The sequence below is a fragment of the Caldibacillus thermoamylovorans genome (genome assembly GCF_000751775.1).
Taxonomy (GTDB): domain Bacteria; phylum Bacillota; class Bacilli; order Bacillales; family Caldibacillaceae; genus Caldifermentibacillus; species Caldifermentibacillus hisashii.
This window is the reverse complement of record NZ_CCRF01000037.1, coordinates 1-17,588: the sequence shown is the minus strand read 5'-3', so window position 1 is coordinate 17,588 and position 17,588 is coordinate 1. Positions and strand designations below refer to the sequence as shown.

At 34.4% G+C, this 17,588-nt stretch carries 18 protein-coding genes; 5 read left to right on the top strand and 13 right to left on the bottom strand.

The annotated features are described in order from the left end of the window. Positions 1–199 precede the first annotated feature (199 nt). Complete coding sequence (locus BT1A1_RS05235) at positions 200–961, top strand: IclR family transcriptional regulator (RefSeq protein WP_034768814.1); 762 nt, start codon at positions 200–202, stop codon at positions 959–961. 626 nt (positions 962–1,587) lie between these two features. After that, entirely contained in the window at positions 1,588–2,010 is a 423-nt protein-coding gene (locus BT1A1_RS05230; RefSeq protein ID WP_034768812.1) for a hypothetical protein, read from the top strand. Positions 2,011–2,240: 230 nt separating this feature from the next. Here the strand turns inward: BT1A1_RS05230 and BT1A1_RS05225 are convergent, their stop codons facing one another. Further along, positions 2,241–2,942, bottom strand: coding sequence for a GNAT family N-acetyltransferase (locus tag BT1A1_RS05225; protein ID WP_082025967.1), 702 nt, complete (start codon positions 2,940–2,942; stop codon positions 2,241–2,243). A 411-nt stretch (positions 2,943–3,353) separates the two neighbouring features. On the opposite strand from BT1A1_RS05225, the gene BT1A1_RS05220 reads away from it, so the two are divergent. Then, positions 3,354–4,715, top strand: a complete 1,362-nt coding sequence (locus tag BT1A1_RS05220; protein ID WP_034768810.1) for a methyl-accepting chemotaxis protein — start codon at positions 3,354–3,356, stop codon at positions 4,713–4,715. Between the two features lie 218 nt (positions 4,716–4,933). On the opposite strand, the gene BT1A1_RS05215 is transcribed toward BT1A1_RS05220, so the two are convergent. From BT1A1_RS05215 to BT1A1_RS05165, 11 genes are all read right to left on the bottom strand, one after another. Further along, positions 4,934–5,695 (bottom strand): RQC-minor-1 family DNA-binding protein, encoded by a 762-nt coding sequence (locus BT1A1_RS05215; protein WP_081912280.1) that lies wholly within the window; start codon positions 5,693–5,695, stop codon positions 4,934–4,936. A 588-nt stretch (positions 5,696–6,283) separates the two neighbouring features. After that, positions 6,284–6,643 carry a rhodanese-like domain-containing protein gene (locus tag BT1A1_RS05210; protein ID WP_034768806.1) on the bottom strand — a complete coding sequence of 120 codons (360 nt, stop codon included), beginning with the start codon at positions 6,641–6,643 and terminating at the stop codon, positions 6,284–6,286. 326 nt (positions 6,644–6,969) lie between these two features. After that, a complete protein-coding gene (locus tag BT1A1_RS05205; protein WP_034768804.1) occupies positions 6,970–7,230 on the bottom strand; it encodes a metal-sensitive transcriptional regulator in 261 nt (86 codons plus the stop codon). Positions 7,231–7,523: 293 nt separating this feature from the next. Then, positions 7,524–9,218, bottom strand: a complete 1,695-nt coding sequence (locus tag BT1A1_RS05200; RefSeq protein WP_034768802.1) for an FAD-dependent oxidoreductase — start codon at positions 9,216–9,218, stop codon at positions 7,524–7,526. Between the two features lie 66 nt (positions 9,219–9,284). Beyond that, positions 9,285–9,587, bottom strand: a complete 303-nt coding sequence (locus BT1A1_RS05195; protein ID WP_034768800.1) for a rhodanese-like domain-containing protein — start codon at positions 9,585–9,587, stop codon at positions 9,285–9,287. 638 nt (positions 9,588–10,225) lie between these two features. After that, positions 10,226–10,393, bottom strand: a complete 168-nt coding sequence (locus BT1A1_RS19640) for a HAMP domain-containing protein (protein WP_197057077.1) — start codon at positions 10,391–10,393, stop codon at positions 10,226–10,228. Positions 10,394–11,202: 809 nt separating this feature from the next. Further along, positions 11,203–12,561: a PTS galactitol transporter subunit IIC gene (locus BT1A1_RS05185; RefSeq protein WP_034768797.1), complete on the bottom strand. Its 1,359-nt coding sequence runs from the start codon at positions 12,559–12,561 to the stop codon at positions 11,203–11,205. A gap of 58 nt (positions 12,562–12,619) precedes the next feature. Beyond that, entirely contained in the window at positions 12,620–12,919 is a 300-nt protein-coding gene (locus tag BT1A1_RS05180; RefSeq protein ID WP_034768796.1) for a PTS sugar transporter subunit IIB, read from the bottom strand. 88 nt (positions 12,920–13,007) lie between these two features. Beyond that, on the bottom strand, positions 13,008–13,514 hold the full coding sequence (locus BT1A1_RS05175; protein ID WP_051989017.1) for a PTS sugar transporter subunit IIA: 507 nt from the start codon (positions 13,512–13,514) through the stop codon (positions 13,008–13,010). An 11-nt stretch (positions 13,515–13,525) separates the two neighbouring features. Then, the gene (locus tag BT1A1_RS05170; protein WP_034768820.1) at positions 13,526–14,191 is read right to left on the bottom strand and encodes a class II aldolase/adducin family protein; all 666 of its coding nucleotides are present in this window, start codon (positions 14,189–14,191) and stop codon (positions 13,526–13,528) included. A 43-nt stretch (positions 14,192–14,234) separates the two neighbouring features. Continuing rightward, positions 14,235–16,268 carry a PRD domain-containing protein gene (locus BT1A1_RS05165; protein ID WP_051989016.1) on the bottom strand — a complete coding sequence of 678 codons (2,034 nt, stop codon included), beginning with the start codon at positions 16,266–16,268 and terminating at the stop codon, positions 14,235–14,237. A gap of 597 nt (positions 16,269–16,865) precedes the next feature. Between BT1A1_RS05165 and BT1A1_RS05160 the strand changes: the two genes are divergently transcribed. Both BT1A1_RS05160 and BT1A1_RS05155 read left to right on the top strand, forming a co-directional pair. Then, positions 16,866–17,051 (top strand): helix-turn-helix domain-containing protein, encoded by a 186-nt coding sequence (locus tag BT1A1_RS05160; protein WP_034768795.1) that lies wholly within the window; start codon positions 16,866–16,868, stop codon positions 17,049–17,051. Between the two features lie 42 nt (positions 17,052–17,093). After that, positions 17,094–17,267 carry a hypothetical protein gene (locus BT1A1_RS05155; protein WP_156103190.1) on the top strand — a complete coding sequence of 58 codons (174 nt, stop codon included), beginning with the start codon at positions 17,094–17,096 and terminating at the stop codon, positions 17,265–17,267. 5 nt (positions 17,268–17,272) lie between these two features. On the opposite strand, the gene BT1A1_RS05150 is transcribed toward BT1A1_RS05155, so the two are convergent. Further along, the coding region (locus tag BT1A1_RS05150) for a tyrosine-type recombinase/integrase (protein WP_231553299.1) at positions 17,273–17,588 on the bottom strand (316 nt) is incomplete at its 5' end.

Here is a 17,588-nt window from a genome sequence, read left to right as displayed (position 1 = left end):
CATAACAGGAGGAAACCTCGAAAAAATGTCGAATTCAATAGAAATTTGTCGAAAATCCATCAAAAAATGAAGATATCACCCCATCAAGCCATTTAGATAAAGTTCATTCAAAAATTACGATGAATTTCACTTAAGACGTGCGAAATGTGGGTTATAATGTAATAAAGGATTATATTATAAAACGAAAGAGGAGACTTTTATGCCTATCATTCAGTCTGTTGAGCGAGCTCTAAAAATTCTAGATTTATTCGACGAGTTTGTACCTGAACTTAAAATTACAGAGATTAGTGATAAAATGGAACTAAACAAAAGTACCGTTCACTCATTATTAAAAACGCTTGAAAAGCACAAATATATTGATCAAAATCCGGAAAACGGAAAATATAAATTAGGATTAAAATTAATTGAAAGAGGAAATTGTGTTGTAAGTACGATCGACATTAGACAAGTTGCGAGAACATACTTACTTGATTTAGCCAAAAGAACAGGTCAAACAGTTCATTTAGGAATTTTAAACGGCAAAGAAGGTGTCTACATTGACAAAATTGAAGGTGAATCATCTATAATACGTTTTTCAAAAATTGGTAAGGGATTTCCATTACATGCTACAGCAATAGGAAAAGTCCTTTTAGCTTTTCAAGAACCAAAAGAAACAAACCTTCTTCTAAGCGATTATAATTTTACGGAACAAACTGAATATTCGATTACAATTCAGGATGAATTTCTAGCGCAGATAGAAAAAGTTCATCAGCAGGGCTATGCAATAGATAATCAAGAAAATGAATTAGGTGTTCGCTGTATTGCAGCACCATTATTAAATTTTGAAAACAAAGTGCTTGCTGGTATTAGTATATCTACACTAATTTCTCAAGTTAATGATGAAAAATTAGAAAAATATATTAAATTATTAAAACAAACAAGTCTTGAGATTTCAAAAAAGTTAGGATATAGACTTTATTAAATATAAGGTAAAATATTAAAATTTTACAGCGAAGCAAAATCGGCTTGTGAGCAAGTAAATATATTAATGGATGTCAAACTTTATAAAACTGGATTACAAATATTAACTTTTGTTGTATTTTGCCCACCGAAATAAATAAGGTGGGACTTATTCACATTATCTGCACCTTCAAAAACAGCTATCCACATGGTCAAAATAAATCCAAACGAGGGACAAATGGCAGTAGAATATAATATCAGCTACCTCGACTTCTCCCTTTTTTGCCATATGATTTTTTTCCTACTCCTTCAAACAGCCAAAATATCAATCAAAAGGAATACATATATGTTTTAACTCAAAAATCATCAAAAATAGATGTCTATAAATAAAAAAGGGTAAACGTTGGTAAATTTCAAAAAATTAGGACACCACCCTTGCTCCGATTCCAATCGGTTCATATTAGAAATCTTTCGTCAGTGCTCATGTATAATTTATATTAAATTGCTAAATAATTTGGAATGGAATGTCTGATATACACAAGAAAACATAAGTCATTTTTGGGATAAAAAAGGGGCTCAGAGATAAATTTATAGGGAAACGGACAACATTTGAGGTCCATATCAAACAGGTAAAGGTGGAAGTTATTAATGGAAAATGGTTTGGAACAATTGGAAATGTTGCTGGATGATACATTACAAATTGTTGATCATATGGTCGTCGATCGAGAATATGAAGATATGCTCACTTCTGTAAAAAACGGGCTGCTTATGCAGAGACAAAGCGTTAAAGAAATGAGAAACACTTCAAGAGAGGAACAACAAATAGCAGCTAATTTTATAGATGAAAACTTGAACAAATTAAACGAAATTGTGCAAAAATTAGAAAGCATTTTACTGGATGATTATCAATCAACAACGGAACATCGCATCGAACAATATGAACAGCTGTCTCTTGAAAACCAAATGGAACAAACAGAAACGTACCATGACAAAATCGATTACTTAAGTGCGGTTAAAATCCGGGAAAACATCAATCGGATGACCGAAGTTATGCTGCAAATCAGATCTTAACTTATTTGTGTTGTGTATCTCTGTAGTTTTTCCACATACTGTCCGTGGGCTTTTGAATCTATGTTTGTTCATTAAGCAGTATTTGGAAGCAAGAACAGACCGCATTTCTAAAAATCGAAATGCGTGTGCCTATTCTTGTATGTTAAGAAAAAAGTCGCAGCTTTTACGTGCAGAATATAGGTTATCTCTTTTCCTAATAAATTTTGAAGATCAGGTAATTAGAGTTCATCTTAATCACCTAATATTTTCACCATATAATCATAATTGTGCTTGTTAATTTGAATCACCTTTTCTTCAGTGTAGCCCAATTTTTTGTATAAGTGTTTGGCAGAAACATTTCCGTGTGCCACATTTAGAGAAATTCGTTTATAGCCTTTTTCTTTTGCAACTGTTTCTGCTTTTTTAATGAGCGCTGTACCAATCCCGTGTCCTTGAAATTTTGGGTGTACACTTAAGGTATCGATATAGTAATCTTTTTCATCAGCTTCCTGATCAAAGGATTTTAAGGGGTTTCCTTGTTTTTTTCTTAGCCTGTTTAATATCGTTTCATCCAAGCGGGCTGCATCCTCACCCGGATAGGTAATCACGAGACCTGCCACTTTATCCATGACACTAGCAATCCAAATATTTTTGTAGCTAAACCGATTGATATCTTCCCGGAAATATAAAGCAAGGGTGTCACGAACATTTTGCGGTTTTGTTTTTCCTGTTAGTAATTCCGCTATATCTCCGTTAGCCACACGAATGAGTTCCGCTGCCGGTTTTGCGTCATTTTTTACAGCCGCTCGCAATATCAATTCCGATGCCAATATTTCTTCCCAAATTGTTCCATAGGGAGCACCACCTGAAGTATAGCCCGCAACAAAATAAAATGTTCCGTCTGACTCTTCTTCAAAATAATCATCATAAGATAATTGTTTCTTCTTTTTCACTTTTTCTATTCTCCTTTTTCGATTCTGGGGACAGGTGTATTGTTCATAAACAATAATCAATCCGGTACACGGACCCTGTACCATTACTCAAATTTTATCAGGAAAAAGTTGCCCATCTTCCCTCCTATCTTTTCTGAGAGTCGCGGAAGACGGCCTATTTATTATATCACATTAACAAAGATTACCTTTTACATAGAGGGGATGAGGATAGGTGCATTAACCTGACTATGCCTATATACTATCGGGTACAGTCAATTTTTGCAAAAAGCATCGTTTTACTTATTCCGACATCCAACAAGAGTCATTATTTCTATTCATTGGACGTAGTACTTATTCCCCGCACTTTCCAAATGTTAAATTTTATACTATAATAATGTAAATAAAATTAACATGAATATGGAGGGTGTTCAATTGCTATTTTTCAAACGGGAGATTAATAAAATTGAAGAAAAAATAGAAGAAACCGAGAATTTTGAAGGTCAAATACAAGTGGCGGTTGATCAACTAAAAGGTGTGGTAGAGCAAGTAAAAATTGCCACTATGCAATTAGAAATGACCTCTTCCTCCAGTAAAAACAGCACGAATAAATTATTAGCACATAGTGAAAAAACAGTCACTTATACGCACCGGGTGGCCGACAAAATGCATTCTATTGAGGAGTCGGCCGTGCATATCTCTGCTTCCTCACAGGAAATATTATCAACTTGTAAAACATCCGAGAAGACGATCGAACACTCATGGGATTCTCTTCAAGCACTTCAAGGAAAATTTGAAGAGCTAAGAATGAGTCATCAAACTTTATTGAAGCAAATGAATCAATTAGTGAAGCTATCCGATCATATCCATGAAATTGTTCATACAATCGGTGCCATCTCACAAAAAACAAAAATCTTAGCCTTAAATGCCGCCATTGAAGCAGCAAGAGCTGGCGATGCCGGAAAGGGATTTTCTGTTGTTGCCAATGAAGTGGGAGAACTGGCTAACCAAACCTCTGTAGCAGTTGAAGATTCTCGAAAAAATATTTATTACATACAAGAAGAAATTAAACGTTCCGCAGAAATGGTTAAAAGAGAAGCAAAGGAAGTGGAAGCCGGCACAATAGAATTTGGAAACGTTCTTCATCATTTAGAATCTTTTAAAGAGAAATTAAGTCAAATTACAAATATGGTTTTTGACTCGACCACTGCCGTTGATCAACAAACAGAAAGCGTTCAGGAAATTACGAATCTACTAGACCAAATCTCATTATTATCCATTGAAAATAAAGAACATGTTATCGTCGTTCATGAAGATATGGACAAACAACATGAAAGTGTCAGACAAATCCTATCGATTAGTGATTCCCTTACAACAACATCAAATGAATTGCAAAAGCTTGTTCATCATGATAGAAGTGAATTCCAGCCGGTGGATACGGCGCTCATTGAAAAAATTAAGAGCAACCTGACTGACCTGTTACAAATGACAGAATTACAAGACATGAGTTTTTCTACCCATAAAAGACTACTTGATGACATACTTAAAAACAATCCGGACTTAGAAGCAATTTGGACAAACAATGTTGATGGAACATTCGTCTATTCAAACCCAAAAGCAGCATTGATCAATGCAAAAGCACGCCCTTGGTTCACACATGCTTTATCGGGAAATCCCTACGTTTCCGAAGTTTATTTTTCAGCATTAACAAAGAAACCATGTATAAGTGTATCTTTTCCCATATATAAGGAAAATCAAATTATCGGTGTTCTTGGTGCAGATGTGACGATTAACTAGGGGACAGGTATATTGTCCCTAAGTGTTTCTGCCTTTTTCGGTTGTAAGACAACATCCCTACATGAATTTCAAAATCTTTAAACATGAAAATATCAATATGGCAAGTTCCCAAAAAACCAATATTTCTGTACAAAAGACACAAAATTTTTTCCTATATGGATACCATATTTCGTTTTCAAATATCTTTTAGGGTTTCAATCATTAACATTCACATCCCTCTAAAAATTTTTAAACCCTATACGTTTTTTATTTATACATATAGGACATCTTTTGGGAAATTGAAAACCTTTTTGTTTGAAAAATTTTTGTTCACCAACCGTAAAGACAAACCGATTTCCACATTCCCAGCATTTTAGGATAAGGTCTTGTGGTGCAGCACCATTTAATAATTGTTCTATCTCTTCCTTTCTTTTTTGTACTGCCATATTATCGATCGGTGCATTCGATTCGATTGCACTTATCGTTTCGCGGATTTTCCCCCTTACTTTTTTGTAATCGACTTTTTCCCAAGCTTCCAAATAAGGGATGTATTTATCATCGCCTGATTCTTTAATTTTATCTAAAAACAAAAAGATCATATGTCGGTTACGATCTTTTAAATACTCCATATTTGGTATCGGTTTCCCCGCTTCTATCCATAAATCCCATTCAGATAATAATTCATCCGCTCTTTGATCTGCTTCAATTTTCCAGCCGCGATCTGTAAAAACAATCATTGGAAGCTTTCCAAAATATTCGATATCCAAAAAGTCATGATCAATCATCCAATCTATTTTTTCTGTAATATCTGCTATTTTTTCTGATTTAAAATAGCCATAGACCGGACACCGATCTAACCCTAGTGCCAAAACCTTTTTATCACGGGAACCTTTTAATATTTTGGCAAGAATTGTTCGGCCACCTTGTCCAATAATTTCATCAGCTGCTCTTAAAATAGCCAACTTTTTATCTACGGTTAAGGTATTCCTATTGATTTTCATTTTGGTGAGCATCTCCTATTCGTGGTATATGGGGACAAGTTCATGGTCCCTAAGCCCAGCAACATATAGAGGAAATTTACTTGATATTGCTTTTTTAAGGCATTCCATATGACAGAACATCTGTTGTTTTTGTTGACTACCTTTGTCTTTAGAAATACTGTTTATTTATTCTTCATCGTTCCTTTTTAGTAAATATATACGTTCATTATTTTCTTATCATAATTCAAGCCTGTCTTCTTATTCAATGCTGACAAGACCTAAATCAAAGATGTTTTATCTTATTATATCAAATATTTTGCGAGTGTTGCAGTTGGAAAATAGATACTTTTACTGTCGGAATGATGAAGAGTTTCTAAAAAGATTAGCGAAGTAGAATTAATAATTTTTAGGAGTTCTTACATAATTAAAAAACCCACCATCCGTATGGAAGTGGATTGGTGGGGTCAATTAGGTCAAATCTTTTTCAAAAAGTAAACTCAAGGGAGGGACAGGTTCCTGATATCATCTGTTATTATCATAATTAGATAAGATAGCAGTAAATAACCGTGTACCCGTGAAATTGATATTTTGCTATATTCACTTACCTCTCTAATGCCAAGCACTCATGCCGCCTTTTACGTTATAAATTTTTTGAAAACCTTGTTTCTTTAAGATTTTCGCTGCTTTTGCACTCCTCATCCCACTTTGGCAAATAACAACAATTTCTTTATTTTTATCAAGTTTGTTCAATTTCCTTGGCAATTCTGAAAGGGGTATATTAATGAATTGCGGCCGGTGATTTGCTTTATATTCTCTAGGTGTACGGACGTCGATAAATTGAACCCCTTTATCACTAAATTTTTCTTTCACTTGTTCGACCGAAATATTTGTAATACCTTTCACCGGTAAAAATCGACGAATAATAATTAAAGCAAGCAAAGTGATTAACACCCATTGTAAAATTTCCATTGTATCTCTCCATATTTGCATATTTTATACGAAAAATTATGTTTAATCCTTGTCCATAATTGTTGAAAAGCGATCGTGTAAATTTTTTGTCACCCCTATATACCCGTGTATGTATTAAAAGTTGTAAAGAAAAAGTTCAACAACTCTTTCTTTAAAGAAAACTCGGCGATTGCTGAGCCTTTAGGCGAGAGCAGAGCCGTAGTTCAGCAAAAAAATTTTTTCGGCTGCGATGTATTCCCGCGAAGCTTTCCTTGTGCACTTATGCGTTAGGAAAGTAGAAATTGAAAAATTTATACTTTCCTATTAGTTTAAAAGATTGATGAACTTTATCTACTTTTTACCAGTAATTCGACCGCTTCTTTTACAAGTTTTTCCGTGCCTTCTCCTTTTTCAATATTTTCACGAACACATTGTTCTAGATTCAAGCTGACAATTAAACCGATAGTCCGATCGATGGCACTGCGAGAAGCTGATAATTGGGTGACCACATCTTTACAGTCTTTATTTTGCTCAATCATGTTTAAAACACCTTTAATTTGACCTTCAATTCTTTTTAGCCGGTTTACGACAGATTTATTATACTGCAATTATTCTCCCTCCTTTCTAAGAGCCGTTCTTATTTGCGATGCCATTTGAAAGCTTCGCGAATCCGTAATAGCAGCAAACGTGTTGTTTTTGACTTTTTCATTGATTTCCCATGAAAATACACCCGATAAAGCAATAATACTGCGAGTACTGTCCAAAAAGCTCACTGTTCCCTAAAAGTTTGAATTGTTTTGCAATCAAGAAGTATGACGGGAAATTATCCCACGGGTTGCACTCACTCTCTCTTCCAGTTTCGGTGAAGGTATTTTTGGACAGCCCTTAAGGTTAAATCCTATTATTTAAAATTATATTCGGTTACGATTTTTTCTCTTCCGGTCACTAAATCATTATAGTACTCATATAAACTGATACCAAGATAAGAACCGGAAATATTATACACATTTGTATACCCTAAATGCTGAAGTGCCATTACCATATTATAACTACGCTGACCGGAGCGACAATGAATATAAACCGGACGATCTTTCGGAATTTCATCCACTCGCTCTCTAAACTCACTTAATGGAATATTAATTGCATTTTTTAAATGACCTGCATTATATTCACTTTTTTCGCGTGCATCAATGATGAATGCGTTACCTTCCACTAACTTTCGAACCTCTGAAACTTTCACTTCACGATAGACGCCATGCAATAGATTCAATGCAACCATTGCAGCATGGTTCACCACATCTCTTGCTGTTCCGAGCATCGGTGAGTATGTTAATTCCAAATCTTTCAAGTCCTCTAACGTCCCATTCATGGTAATCATCGTTGCAATCACATCAATCCGTTTATCAACATTCCCTTTACCAATTGCTTGAGCACCTAGAATTCTTCCAGTGGGAACTTCATAGACTAATTTAAAGTGCATAGGATTGCTGTTTGGCATTAGCCCAACCTTATCCCCCGGCATTACGTAAACTGAATCACATTGAATCCCCGCTTGTTCAGCAGTTCGCACATTTAAACCGGTTGCAGCCGCATTTAAATCAAATAGGTGAATAGAGAATGAACCAATAACACCTTTTTGTCTGTTCATATTTCCATATATATGGTCGGCAGCAGCTCTTGCTTGTTTTTGGGCTGGTCCTGCAAGCGCTAATCTTGTTGGTTTGTGCAAAATTTTATGATAAACTTCAATCGCATCTCCAACAGCATAAATATCCCTGTCACTTGTTACATAGTTCGCATCAACTTTTATAGCTCCCGTTTCACCTATTTCAAGACCGGCATCTTTCGCTAACGTTATTTCCGGTTTAACTCCAATAGCCAATACAACTGTTTCGGCATCGATTTTCTTACCGGAGTTCGTTACTATATAGTTTTCCTCTATTTTTGCTAAACCGTCATTGACAATTAGATTGATGCCGTTGTCAACCATCTCTTTATGGAGAATTTGTACCATATCGTAATCAAATGGTGTCATCATTTGATTGGCAAATTCAATTAATGATACATGGTAACCGGCAAGTATCAAATTTTCCGCCACTTCAACTCCAATAAATCCGCCACCGATTACAGCAATATTTTTTATCCCGTTTTGTTTAATATGCGTATTTAAATGGTCAATATCTACTACATTTCTTACTGTAAAAACATGCGGCTGGTTTACTCCTTCAATATTTGGTCGAATTGGTGAAGCGCCGGGTGAAAGCACTAATTTATCATAACTTTCTTCATATGTTTTTTCGGATAGTAAATCTTTTACTGTAATCGTTTTTCTGTCTCGATTAATTTTTACGACTTCATGATGGACTCTTGCCTCAATATTGTATCTTTTTTTGAACACTTCCGGTGACATGAGAACTAATTTGGAACTATCTTCTACAATCCCACTTAAATGATATGGGAGCGAACAGTTTGAAAAAGACACATGCGGTCCTTTTTCGAACATAATCACTTCCGCATATTCATCAAGTCTGCGAACTCTGGCGGCAACCGAAGCTCCACCAGCTACGCCCCCGACTACTAAAATTTTTCCTCTCATATTGTATACCTCTTTTCAAATTTAGTTAATGTAGAAAATCAAGCTATAGCTCTCGTACGTATTTTGTTAGGGTTCCACGATATCTCCTTGCCAAGCCATCATTCCGCCAAGCATATTGGTTACGTCAAAGCCTTGTTCGACTAAAAATTCACAGGCCATCGCACTTCTTCCCCCGGCATGACAAACAATGTAATAATGTTCATTTTTATTTAGATTGCTTAAAGAATTTGGCAAATCTCCCAAGCGGATATGCTTTGCACCGGGAATCATGCCTTGAACGACTTCATCATCTTCGCGAACATCAATGATATTTACCTTTTCTCCCCTTTCTAATTTCTCTTCCAACTGTTTTGCAGTAATATTTTTCATTGATATACCTCCAAATAATTTGTGATAGGTTGATTTTTTTGACGGGGTGCAGGAAAATTACCCCCGCGGGTATTTTTTCGGGTAATAACTACTTATATCTATAATCACAAGACAATCATATACCGGGTGGGGTAATTTTGTCAACCAATTTGAAACTGATGATTCTAAGATAAATGGTTGAAGAACGAAACAATTCTTATCCGTAATTTTTGGTGACGGTCTTTAATTTTTGCCAAAAAGAACCGTTCTATTCCGCAATTTTTGCGAGAGACTCTGATTTTTACAGAAATCCAACCAATTTATTTCATAGCACCAAGATATTAGGGGACTGTCCCCTTCAGACAGCCCCTGAGATTAGGTCATGCGTGTAATCTTATAACCACTTAAAATTGTTATAAGCCAGATAAGCTTTAAATTGTTGTCTTTCTTTCATGATCGTAGCTTAGTTGTTCCATGTGCCAGAAGTCTCCTTAACTGAACCGTACCATCACGACCCATAACAAAATTAATTAATGTAAGCATATGCCACCTTTCTTCTTCAGATTGCAATCGTAGCCAGTGGGCCATTCAGGTCAAGTTCAACTTTCGCATATACGCCGACATAACAAGGTATAAGGATGCATGAGAGACAAAGGTAATCACTCTGTTTTTAAACGTTCACTCAATAACTCACTATCAACTGCATTTCTCAGTCCATCTGTGAAGCTGTTGATATTTTCCGCTAGCCGGGCAAATTCTCCTTTTCCTTCTACCCGAATGTGATACTGGAAGTTTCCTGCCTTAATTTCCTCGACACTTCTTTGAATCGCGGAAACGACTTAATTTTTTTTCAATGCAAACCAAGCGGCAACACTAATCGTTACTAGGAACATGAAAAAGGTCACGGCAATCAAAATCGGATAGCCAACAATAAGCAAAACGGTTTTCACAGTAAGGTTCCCGTTTATGTATACGTCACTTATAAACTGAGCGAAGTCCACAATAAGGCTAAATAGCAACATATGCTGGATAAGTGTTTTGTTTTTAAAATACTTTACGAGCGACAAAATGAGTACCGTGCCAGCAGAGCCTAAAGGATAGAACTACTTGGGAGTATAGAAAATTTAGATGATATTTCAGATCTTGAAAGTGCTTTTGGCTTTAGAACCGAATTTGAAATAGATAATAAAAAATAAGGAAAAATTTTTAAATAAACAAAAATTGGAAGGCGGCTGTTTTGAACACTAAAAAAAATGCCAAAAACACTGCAATTACAATGTTTCCGGCGTTTTTCAGTGTCAAATTTGAGATAACAATACCAGAAATTAGACCCTTTTTCATATTTTTTTACTTTCGCTTATTGAGTGAAAACCCTTACTTCCTAGTTTAACTGTATTACTGAATTGACCAGGGCAGATAAACTACTAATAGTTTTTTTACGATAATTCTTTTAATCTTTTTATCTTTTCTTCTCGATTTTTGTTATACTCTTTAAATATTACTTTGTCACCCTTGATTCTCACAATAAAAGCAAGGGTAAGACTAATTAATAGAAATATCATATTATTGAAATAGAAGGTCATAATAAAGAGAAAGATTGAAAGTATTAACATTATTTGCCAGAAGTGTCTATCTTTCATGATATTTTACGACCTTCCGTTTGATTTAATTTATTTTTTTTATCTATATCTTTATATAACCAATAAAACATAACTAACCAAATAATTAAGCCAATAATTCCCCAAACATTGAATTTCCCTGCAAATGATAGTAGAAAACGAAAATCTGGAGATTCAAATGTACTCCAACTTAGCATCATACCTTTAGGAATATCAACAGTTCCCACAGAACGGGCCAGTTTAGTAATATATGGTGCAAAGAAAGTTGCTGCATATAAAAATAACGGTGCTGTAATTATGCCCATAATCAACATATGAATAATATTGGCATTGGCTAATAATAGCGCTGCAACAACAAACGACAAATTAATAATTCCCGCAAAAGGAAGGACTTCGTTTCCTGGTAAAATGATAGAACAAACTAATAAAACGGGGATAGTAATAATAACCGCAACCCACAATTCACTTCTACCTGCAAGAATCGGCCAATCTAGTCCTATATAAACTTCCTTATCTTTAAATTTATTCCTCATAAATTCTGAAACCGCTTCAGAAAGTGGAGACAAAGCTTGAGCAAATAGTTTGGACACCATTGGGAATAATACGAGTGCTGCTGCAGCTTGTACAGCGAGTGTCAGGGACTTTGAGACACTATATCCTGCTGCAAATCCTAGAAGAAGACCAATAATAGCACCCATTACCTCATTTTCCCCAAATATCCCAATTTTTTCCTTTAAATAATCCGCGTCAACTTTTTTATTTAATCCAGGAATTTTGTTCATTAATACTTCAAACGGATGCATAATATTAGCTAGTAAAGTAATATGGTGTGGAACCGTAACACCAGGGATACCTGTTAATTCCTGTACACGTGGTCCCCAAAGATCTCCAGATTTTAACTCCAGGACAATTTGTATAATTGCTGCAATAAATCCCATTGCTATACTTCCAGAAATATAGGAAACCATTACCGCTGTAAATATTTTTGACCATACATTCCACATATCCACATTCAAAGTTTTAGTCCAGTTAAAAATCAACATAACAATATTAATTGCAATCTGAAGTGGAAATAGTAAAAATGCATATGGCCATGCCCAGGATATTGCAGCCATACCAGGCCAACCACCATCAACTGCATTTAAAGTAATTCCTGTTCGTTCGGAAAGTGCCTGTGCAGCGGGACTAATTGCTCCCGTCATGAAGTTAATAACTAAAGTCATGCCTGTAAATGCGATTCCTAATGTTAATGCTGCAGAGAAAGCCTCTTTGAACTTCATTCGTGCAATGAGCCCTACAATTAACATAATAAGCGGAACGAATACAGCTGCTCCAAGATTCAGTACGTAATTCACTATTTCTTTAAGCACGTCCATTCTTTTTTCCCCCATTCTTATTAATATTTCGGGATATAAATATAAAGATATTCATGATTTACTTGCCTTTTTTTGCATCGGCCTTCTTAATTGCATCTACCAGCTTATTAAATTCCATTTCCATTCCCATTCCTGTTAAAAATGCTACCCCGTTAATCACTGGAATATGATAATCTTTGTTGGTCTTGACAATAGAGACGTAAACATCAGCATCCTTAATATGATGATCCAAGGACTTAATATCAACCGCTTCAACTGTGGAATTGATTTTTCTTTCCTTTAACATTTTGTTGAGCTTTGATGCGACAGTTTGAGAAGTTGCCACACCTGATCCACATGCTACAATAATTTTTGCCATTTTTAAAATCTTCCCTTCTTTATAGTAGTTTTTTAAACCATATTTATTAGCTTTCAAACTTGATAAAGATAAGTTTCTTTATTTAAATTCAAATATCTATATAAATATTGTGAAATGAATTTTTCATAATCTCATACAATTCCCGATCACTTTGAGCATGAAGCATGATGTTGATAATATCTCCATTGGAAAATATCTCCATTAACTTTTGTAATACTTTAACTTGAAGTCCATCCCGCTTAACGCCTAAAACAAAGATTAGCTTTGCTTGTATTTGATCATCATCTGAACTTCCACCCATTGGGGAGAATCCAATTGGTTTTTTCGGACGAACCATTGAAATAAAGGCTTGTTTAATATTTTTCGGATCCGTATGAGGTATAGCAACACCTATTGATTTTGTTTGAATCCCAGTAGGATAGATTTTTTCTCTTTCCTTGATTGCTTTATGAAAGGTTGAGTACACATACCCCTTATCTTCCAAAATGGTTGATATTTTATCGAATAATTCTGTTGAATCTTTCCAATCTACATCTCTAAAAATAAGGTCTTGTTTAAAAAATAGTTCAAATTCTGAAGTATCTATAATTCCCATGATGATCTCCCCTATTGTTTTGAAAGGATGACTTCTTTTGGATATGCCCATTTTACAATCTCTGAAGCTGGCAAAATATCTGGGTTTTTTCCTCCATTTAGTGTAAGAACGTAATAATAGATTTCCGCTAATTCTTCTAGATAGGAAACTTTTAGATATGCATCGTATATATCCTTTCCTACACCAACGCTTCCGTGCTTCTCCATAAGTGCAACATCCGAATTTATGCAAGCGCTCGCAACTTTGTTGGCCAAATCCAGCGTCCCCGGTCGTCCATATGGTGCAACCGGAACATACCCTTCTTTTGCCCCTAGAGCCTGAAGTTCATAAACAATAGCAGGAATAGGTTTACTCAAAACGGCAAATGAAGTAGCATATTTGGAATGAGTATGAGCAACAGCCATTACATCTGGACGTTTTTCATAGATTTTTAGATGCATCAATAACTCACTTGTTGGTTTTAAGTTGGATAAATTTTCAATAACTCTAACATCTTTATCTACAATAATCATGTCTCTTGGTGTTAGTAATTCTCGATCAATACCAGAGGGGGTAAAAACAAATAGTCCTGAATCTTTATCTCTGCAGCTGAAATTACCAGACTTATGTTTACATAATCCTTCCCGTTGTGCCTTTTTTGCTATTTCGCAAACATCTTTTTTTAAATGTTCCAGCAAAGTAATCACTCCTTTTTTCTGAAAATCATAGCCCATGAAATAATCAATTACTATTTACACTCTCCTTTATAGCATCGCTTCCCAAAAGTGCTAAAACTTCTCTAGGATTTTTTGAAGCTAGCAACTTCTTTATCGAATCTTTTTTGATAAAAAAATCGTTTAATCTCAGTAAAAATGGGACATGAATATTTGTATTTGAAGGTACCAGCCCGACCATAACATGGAAGGGAGAACCATCAGGATTATAAATTGGTTCAAAAAAAACCGCAATCTGAATATCTGGTTGTTTTAATTTATTACTTGGTTCAGCATGAGGAATGTATACGTTTGGACCAATCAACATCTTATTATAATTTTCAAAGAATAATTGTTTACATCTTTGAACATACGATTGGTCCACACTTCCTCTTTTTATTATTGGGCTAAAGGTAATATCTACACTATCTTCCCAAGGTATTTGATTATCAATTAGAATGATATTTTTCTCATCAATCGTCATTCTCACTAGATCATTTTTTAGACTTATTTTTTTGTCTCCTTCAAAAAGCGTTTTTAACTTATTCTCTGCTATATAAATTTTGTCTTTAGGAAGTATATCTTTAAGTGCACTAACAATTTGCTTTGCCCTAAAATCAATGTCATCGTTTAACAGTTTGTTTACTAAATATCGAAGTTGAATTCTGTTTTCCGGTTCAAGAAATGATGGAACGATGATTGTTTTTGCCTTGCTCTTTAGTGGCTTTGTTGTAAAAACAATGTCAACTTCCTCATTCATTTGTTTAAATTGTCTAAATGAGAATGCCCCAATAAATTCAATTTGCGGGAACATTTCTTTTAAATTTTCCAACAATAATTTTGAAATAGACGTACCGTTTTGGCAAAGAACTACACCTTTAAAATACGAATTTTCACTTTCCTCTGATTGATATAACCAGCCAAGAATAATCATAGATAAATAAACAATTTCTTCATCAGATAGAGGATGCCCAATAATTTTTTCAAATGGCTCAGTTGCATCTGCTACCGCCATAAACACCTTATGATGTTCAGTCATAAATCTTTCTTTCAATGGATTGATAACCCGAAATCCCAAAACATTTCTAAAAATCGCTGGTTGTAAATGGAGTAAAAGTTTTTCTTTTAGCTCGCTTTCTTTTATAAACTTTACGGCAAGTTTACTTTTAATGATTTTCAAAAATTGATTTACGGCCAAATTAATTTCTTCTCTGTTCAAGTAATCAATAGCAGATTCGATTTGATTTGAAGCTAGTATGTGTAAAGAAAGATAGAGAATATCGGTTTCTTTTAAAAAAGTTAAATCATGGAAACAATCCTTGATAGCAGAAAACTCCATTGTATTTCTAATATCATATTTTTCAATATTAAAATCCCATTGTATTGGAAAATTACGTATTCGGGCAATTAATAAAGCAAGTATAAACGGCAATTCATCTAGTTGTTCATCTGTCAATCGAATCTGAATTTTTTCCTCAATGAGTAATAACCTATTTTTTGATTCTAAAATTTCTTTTTCGGTAAAAAGATTCAACCTCTTGAGCCATGCTCTCCCATAATAGTTTTTTAATAATTTTCTTATTAATTGAACTAATTGATTCCTAAGGGCGTACTCCTGCCCTTTTATTTGGTACCCAGATTTTCGTGAATACGTGATTTTTAAATTAAGGTGCTGTAAATCTTCTTTAATTAACTTTATATCTGTATACATCGTATTTCGACTTACATAGAATTTTTCCGAAAGCGTTTGCAAAGAATGAAAGTTTTTATTAACCATTAATTCAATTTCAACTAAATACTTTCTCAATTCAACGTTATGATTAAAAGAAATAAAGTGGTCATCTCCAATTAATAATGAGTATAATTCGTCTGCACACTTCTCTGTGACCAGTAATTTTCCGTCAGTTTCTTTTATAGATTCGTATAACAACTTATTATTAATTGTATGAATTATATTTTTCAGTTTTCCTAGATCCATTGACAGACTATTAGCAATTTCACATAAACCCAAATTATTACTTTGTAAAATTAGGTTAATAACTTCCTTCTCCTCTAAATTCAAATTTCTCACCTCCTTTACACTTTTATTATATATTTCGTTGCAATGAACTTCATCACAATCAAAAGTATTGTATTACTTACAGTTGGGATGAATACAAAGAGCCAATACCCTGTAACAGGATAGATACCTCAAAGTACTTTAGGTATTCTAGAACCGGTCCGTTTAGTTGAACGATTGTATTCATACATACAATCAGCATTAATAAATTTACTCAACCACATTTTCACTGTTTTTGTTAATTAATTCCTTTTCAATTTGAAATTCTATAAATGAGGCTCCTCCTGTTACAATTTGCAATCATATTTTATAAACCTGCCAGTCAGCTACCATCCTTTACATCCCAATTTAATTGATATCCCTATTTTTAGTAAGAGAATCCCATGATTAAATGGCTAAAACCTTATTCCCTTATAATAGTTGAGGACACGGGTCCTAATCACATAAAAATTACTACCTAGAAAGCAAGAACACATAATTCGTGTGTTTTGAATCTATAATAATGTACCTAATAAAAATCGTCAGCACATTTCGTGTTATTTTCCTATATAAAACCTCTATCTGTGTTAGTTTTTATTCGTACAGATGGGGGTGTTCGTTGTGAAAGGTTTTGGTTTGCGACTGGAAAACCTACGAGAAAAATATGGGTATTCAAAAGTAGAAATGAGCTTAAAATTGGGATTCAGCCAGAATGTTTATGGGGCGTATGAAAGAGAAGAAAAAAGACCATCATTAGAAACGATTATTAAACTAGCTGATATTTTTCATGTTTTCTTGACTATTTGATTCGTGGTGAAGAATACCAACCAAGTGATGAATCTACAACTAATGAAAAAAAAGATAAAAGAACTTCTCCATCTTCTTGCTGAAAAAGGAATTGATCAACCTTATCTTTTACAGGTTGAAAAATGGGCAATATTAAACATGGATGATATAGAAGAACTAAGTAACCATTTTGAATGGATTGTTCACAGAGCACAATCAAAAAGTGAGCAGCAATAAACTCCTTATTCTGGCTTGCTATTTATAGAAATGAAAGTTACAAGGTTACTTCCGTTGATTTTGAGGTATTGAATTAAGCGGTTCATAATTAGGAATTTGTTCGTTGTATTATCAAGATCTTCTTGTAACAATCCTATATAACGTTTTGTCTCTGCTATAGAATTATGATTCAAGGCAATAGATATATAATCGAGAGATATGCCTTTCTTGAAAGCAAAGAAGGCCCAAGTCTTTCTAAGGCCGTGCGTACCGAATCTCTCTTTAATACCGACCATATCACACGCTTCATTTAACATTGATGCTGCATATTGTCTTGAAATA

Excerpts from the sequence above, each read along its gene's own strand:
- BT1A1_RS05235 (WP_034768814.1), top strand. The coding sequence starts at position 200 with ATGCCTATCATTCAGTCTGTTGAGCGAGCTCTAAAAATTCTAGATTTA.
- BT1A1_RS05230 (WP_034768812.1), top strand. The coding sequence starts at position 1,588 with ATGGAAAATGGTTTGGAACAATTGGAAATGTTGCTGGATGATACATTA.
- BT1A1_RS05215 (WP_081912280.1), bottom strand. The coding sequence starts at position 5,695 with ATGAAAATCAATAGGAATACCTTAACCGTAGATAAAAAGTTGGCTATT.
- BT1A1_RS05210 (WP_034768806.1), bottom strand. The coding sequence starts at position 6,643 with ATGGAAATTTTACAATGGGTGTTAATCACTTTGCTTGCTTTAATTATT.
- BT1A1_RS05200 (WP_034768802.1), bottom strand. The coding sequence starts at position 9,218 with ATGAGAGGAAAAATTTTAGTAGTCGGGGGCGTAGCTGGTGGAGCTTCG.
- BT1A1_RS05195 (WP_034768800.1), bottom strand. The coding sequence starts at position 9,587 with ATGAAAAATATTACTGCAAAACAGTTGGAAGAGAAATTAGAAAGGGGA.
- BT1A1_RS05185 (WP_034768797.1), bottom strand. The coding sequence starts at position 12,561 with ATGGACGTGCTTAAAGAAATAGTGAATTACGTACTGAATCTTGGAGCA.
- BT1A1_RS05180 (WP_034768796.1), bottom strand. The coding sequence starts at position 12,919 with ATGGCAAAAATTATTGTAGCATGTGGATCAGGTGTGGCAACTTCTCAA.
- BT1A1_RS05175 (WP_051989017.1), bottom strand. The coding sequence starts at position 13,514 with ATGGGAATTATAGATACTTCAGAATTTGAACTATTTTTTAAACAAGAC.
- BT1A1_RS05155 (WP_156103190.1), top strand. The coding sequence starts at position 17,094 with ATGAAAAAAAAGATAAAAGAACTTCTCCATCTTCTTGCTGAAAAAGGA.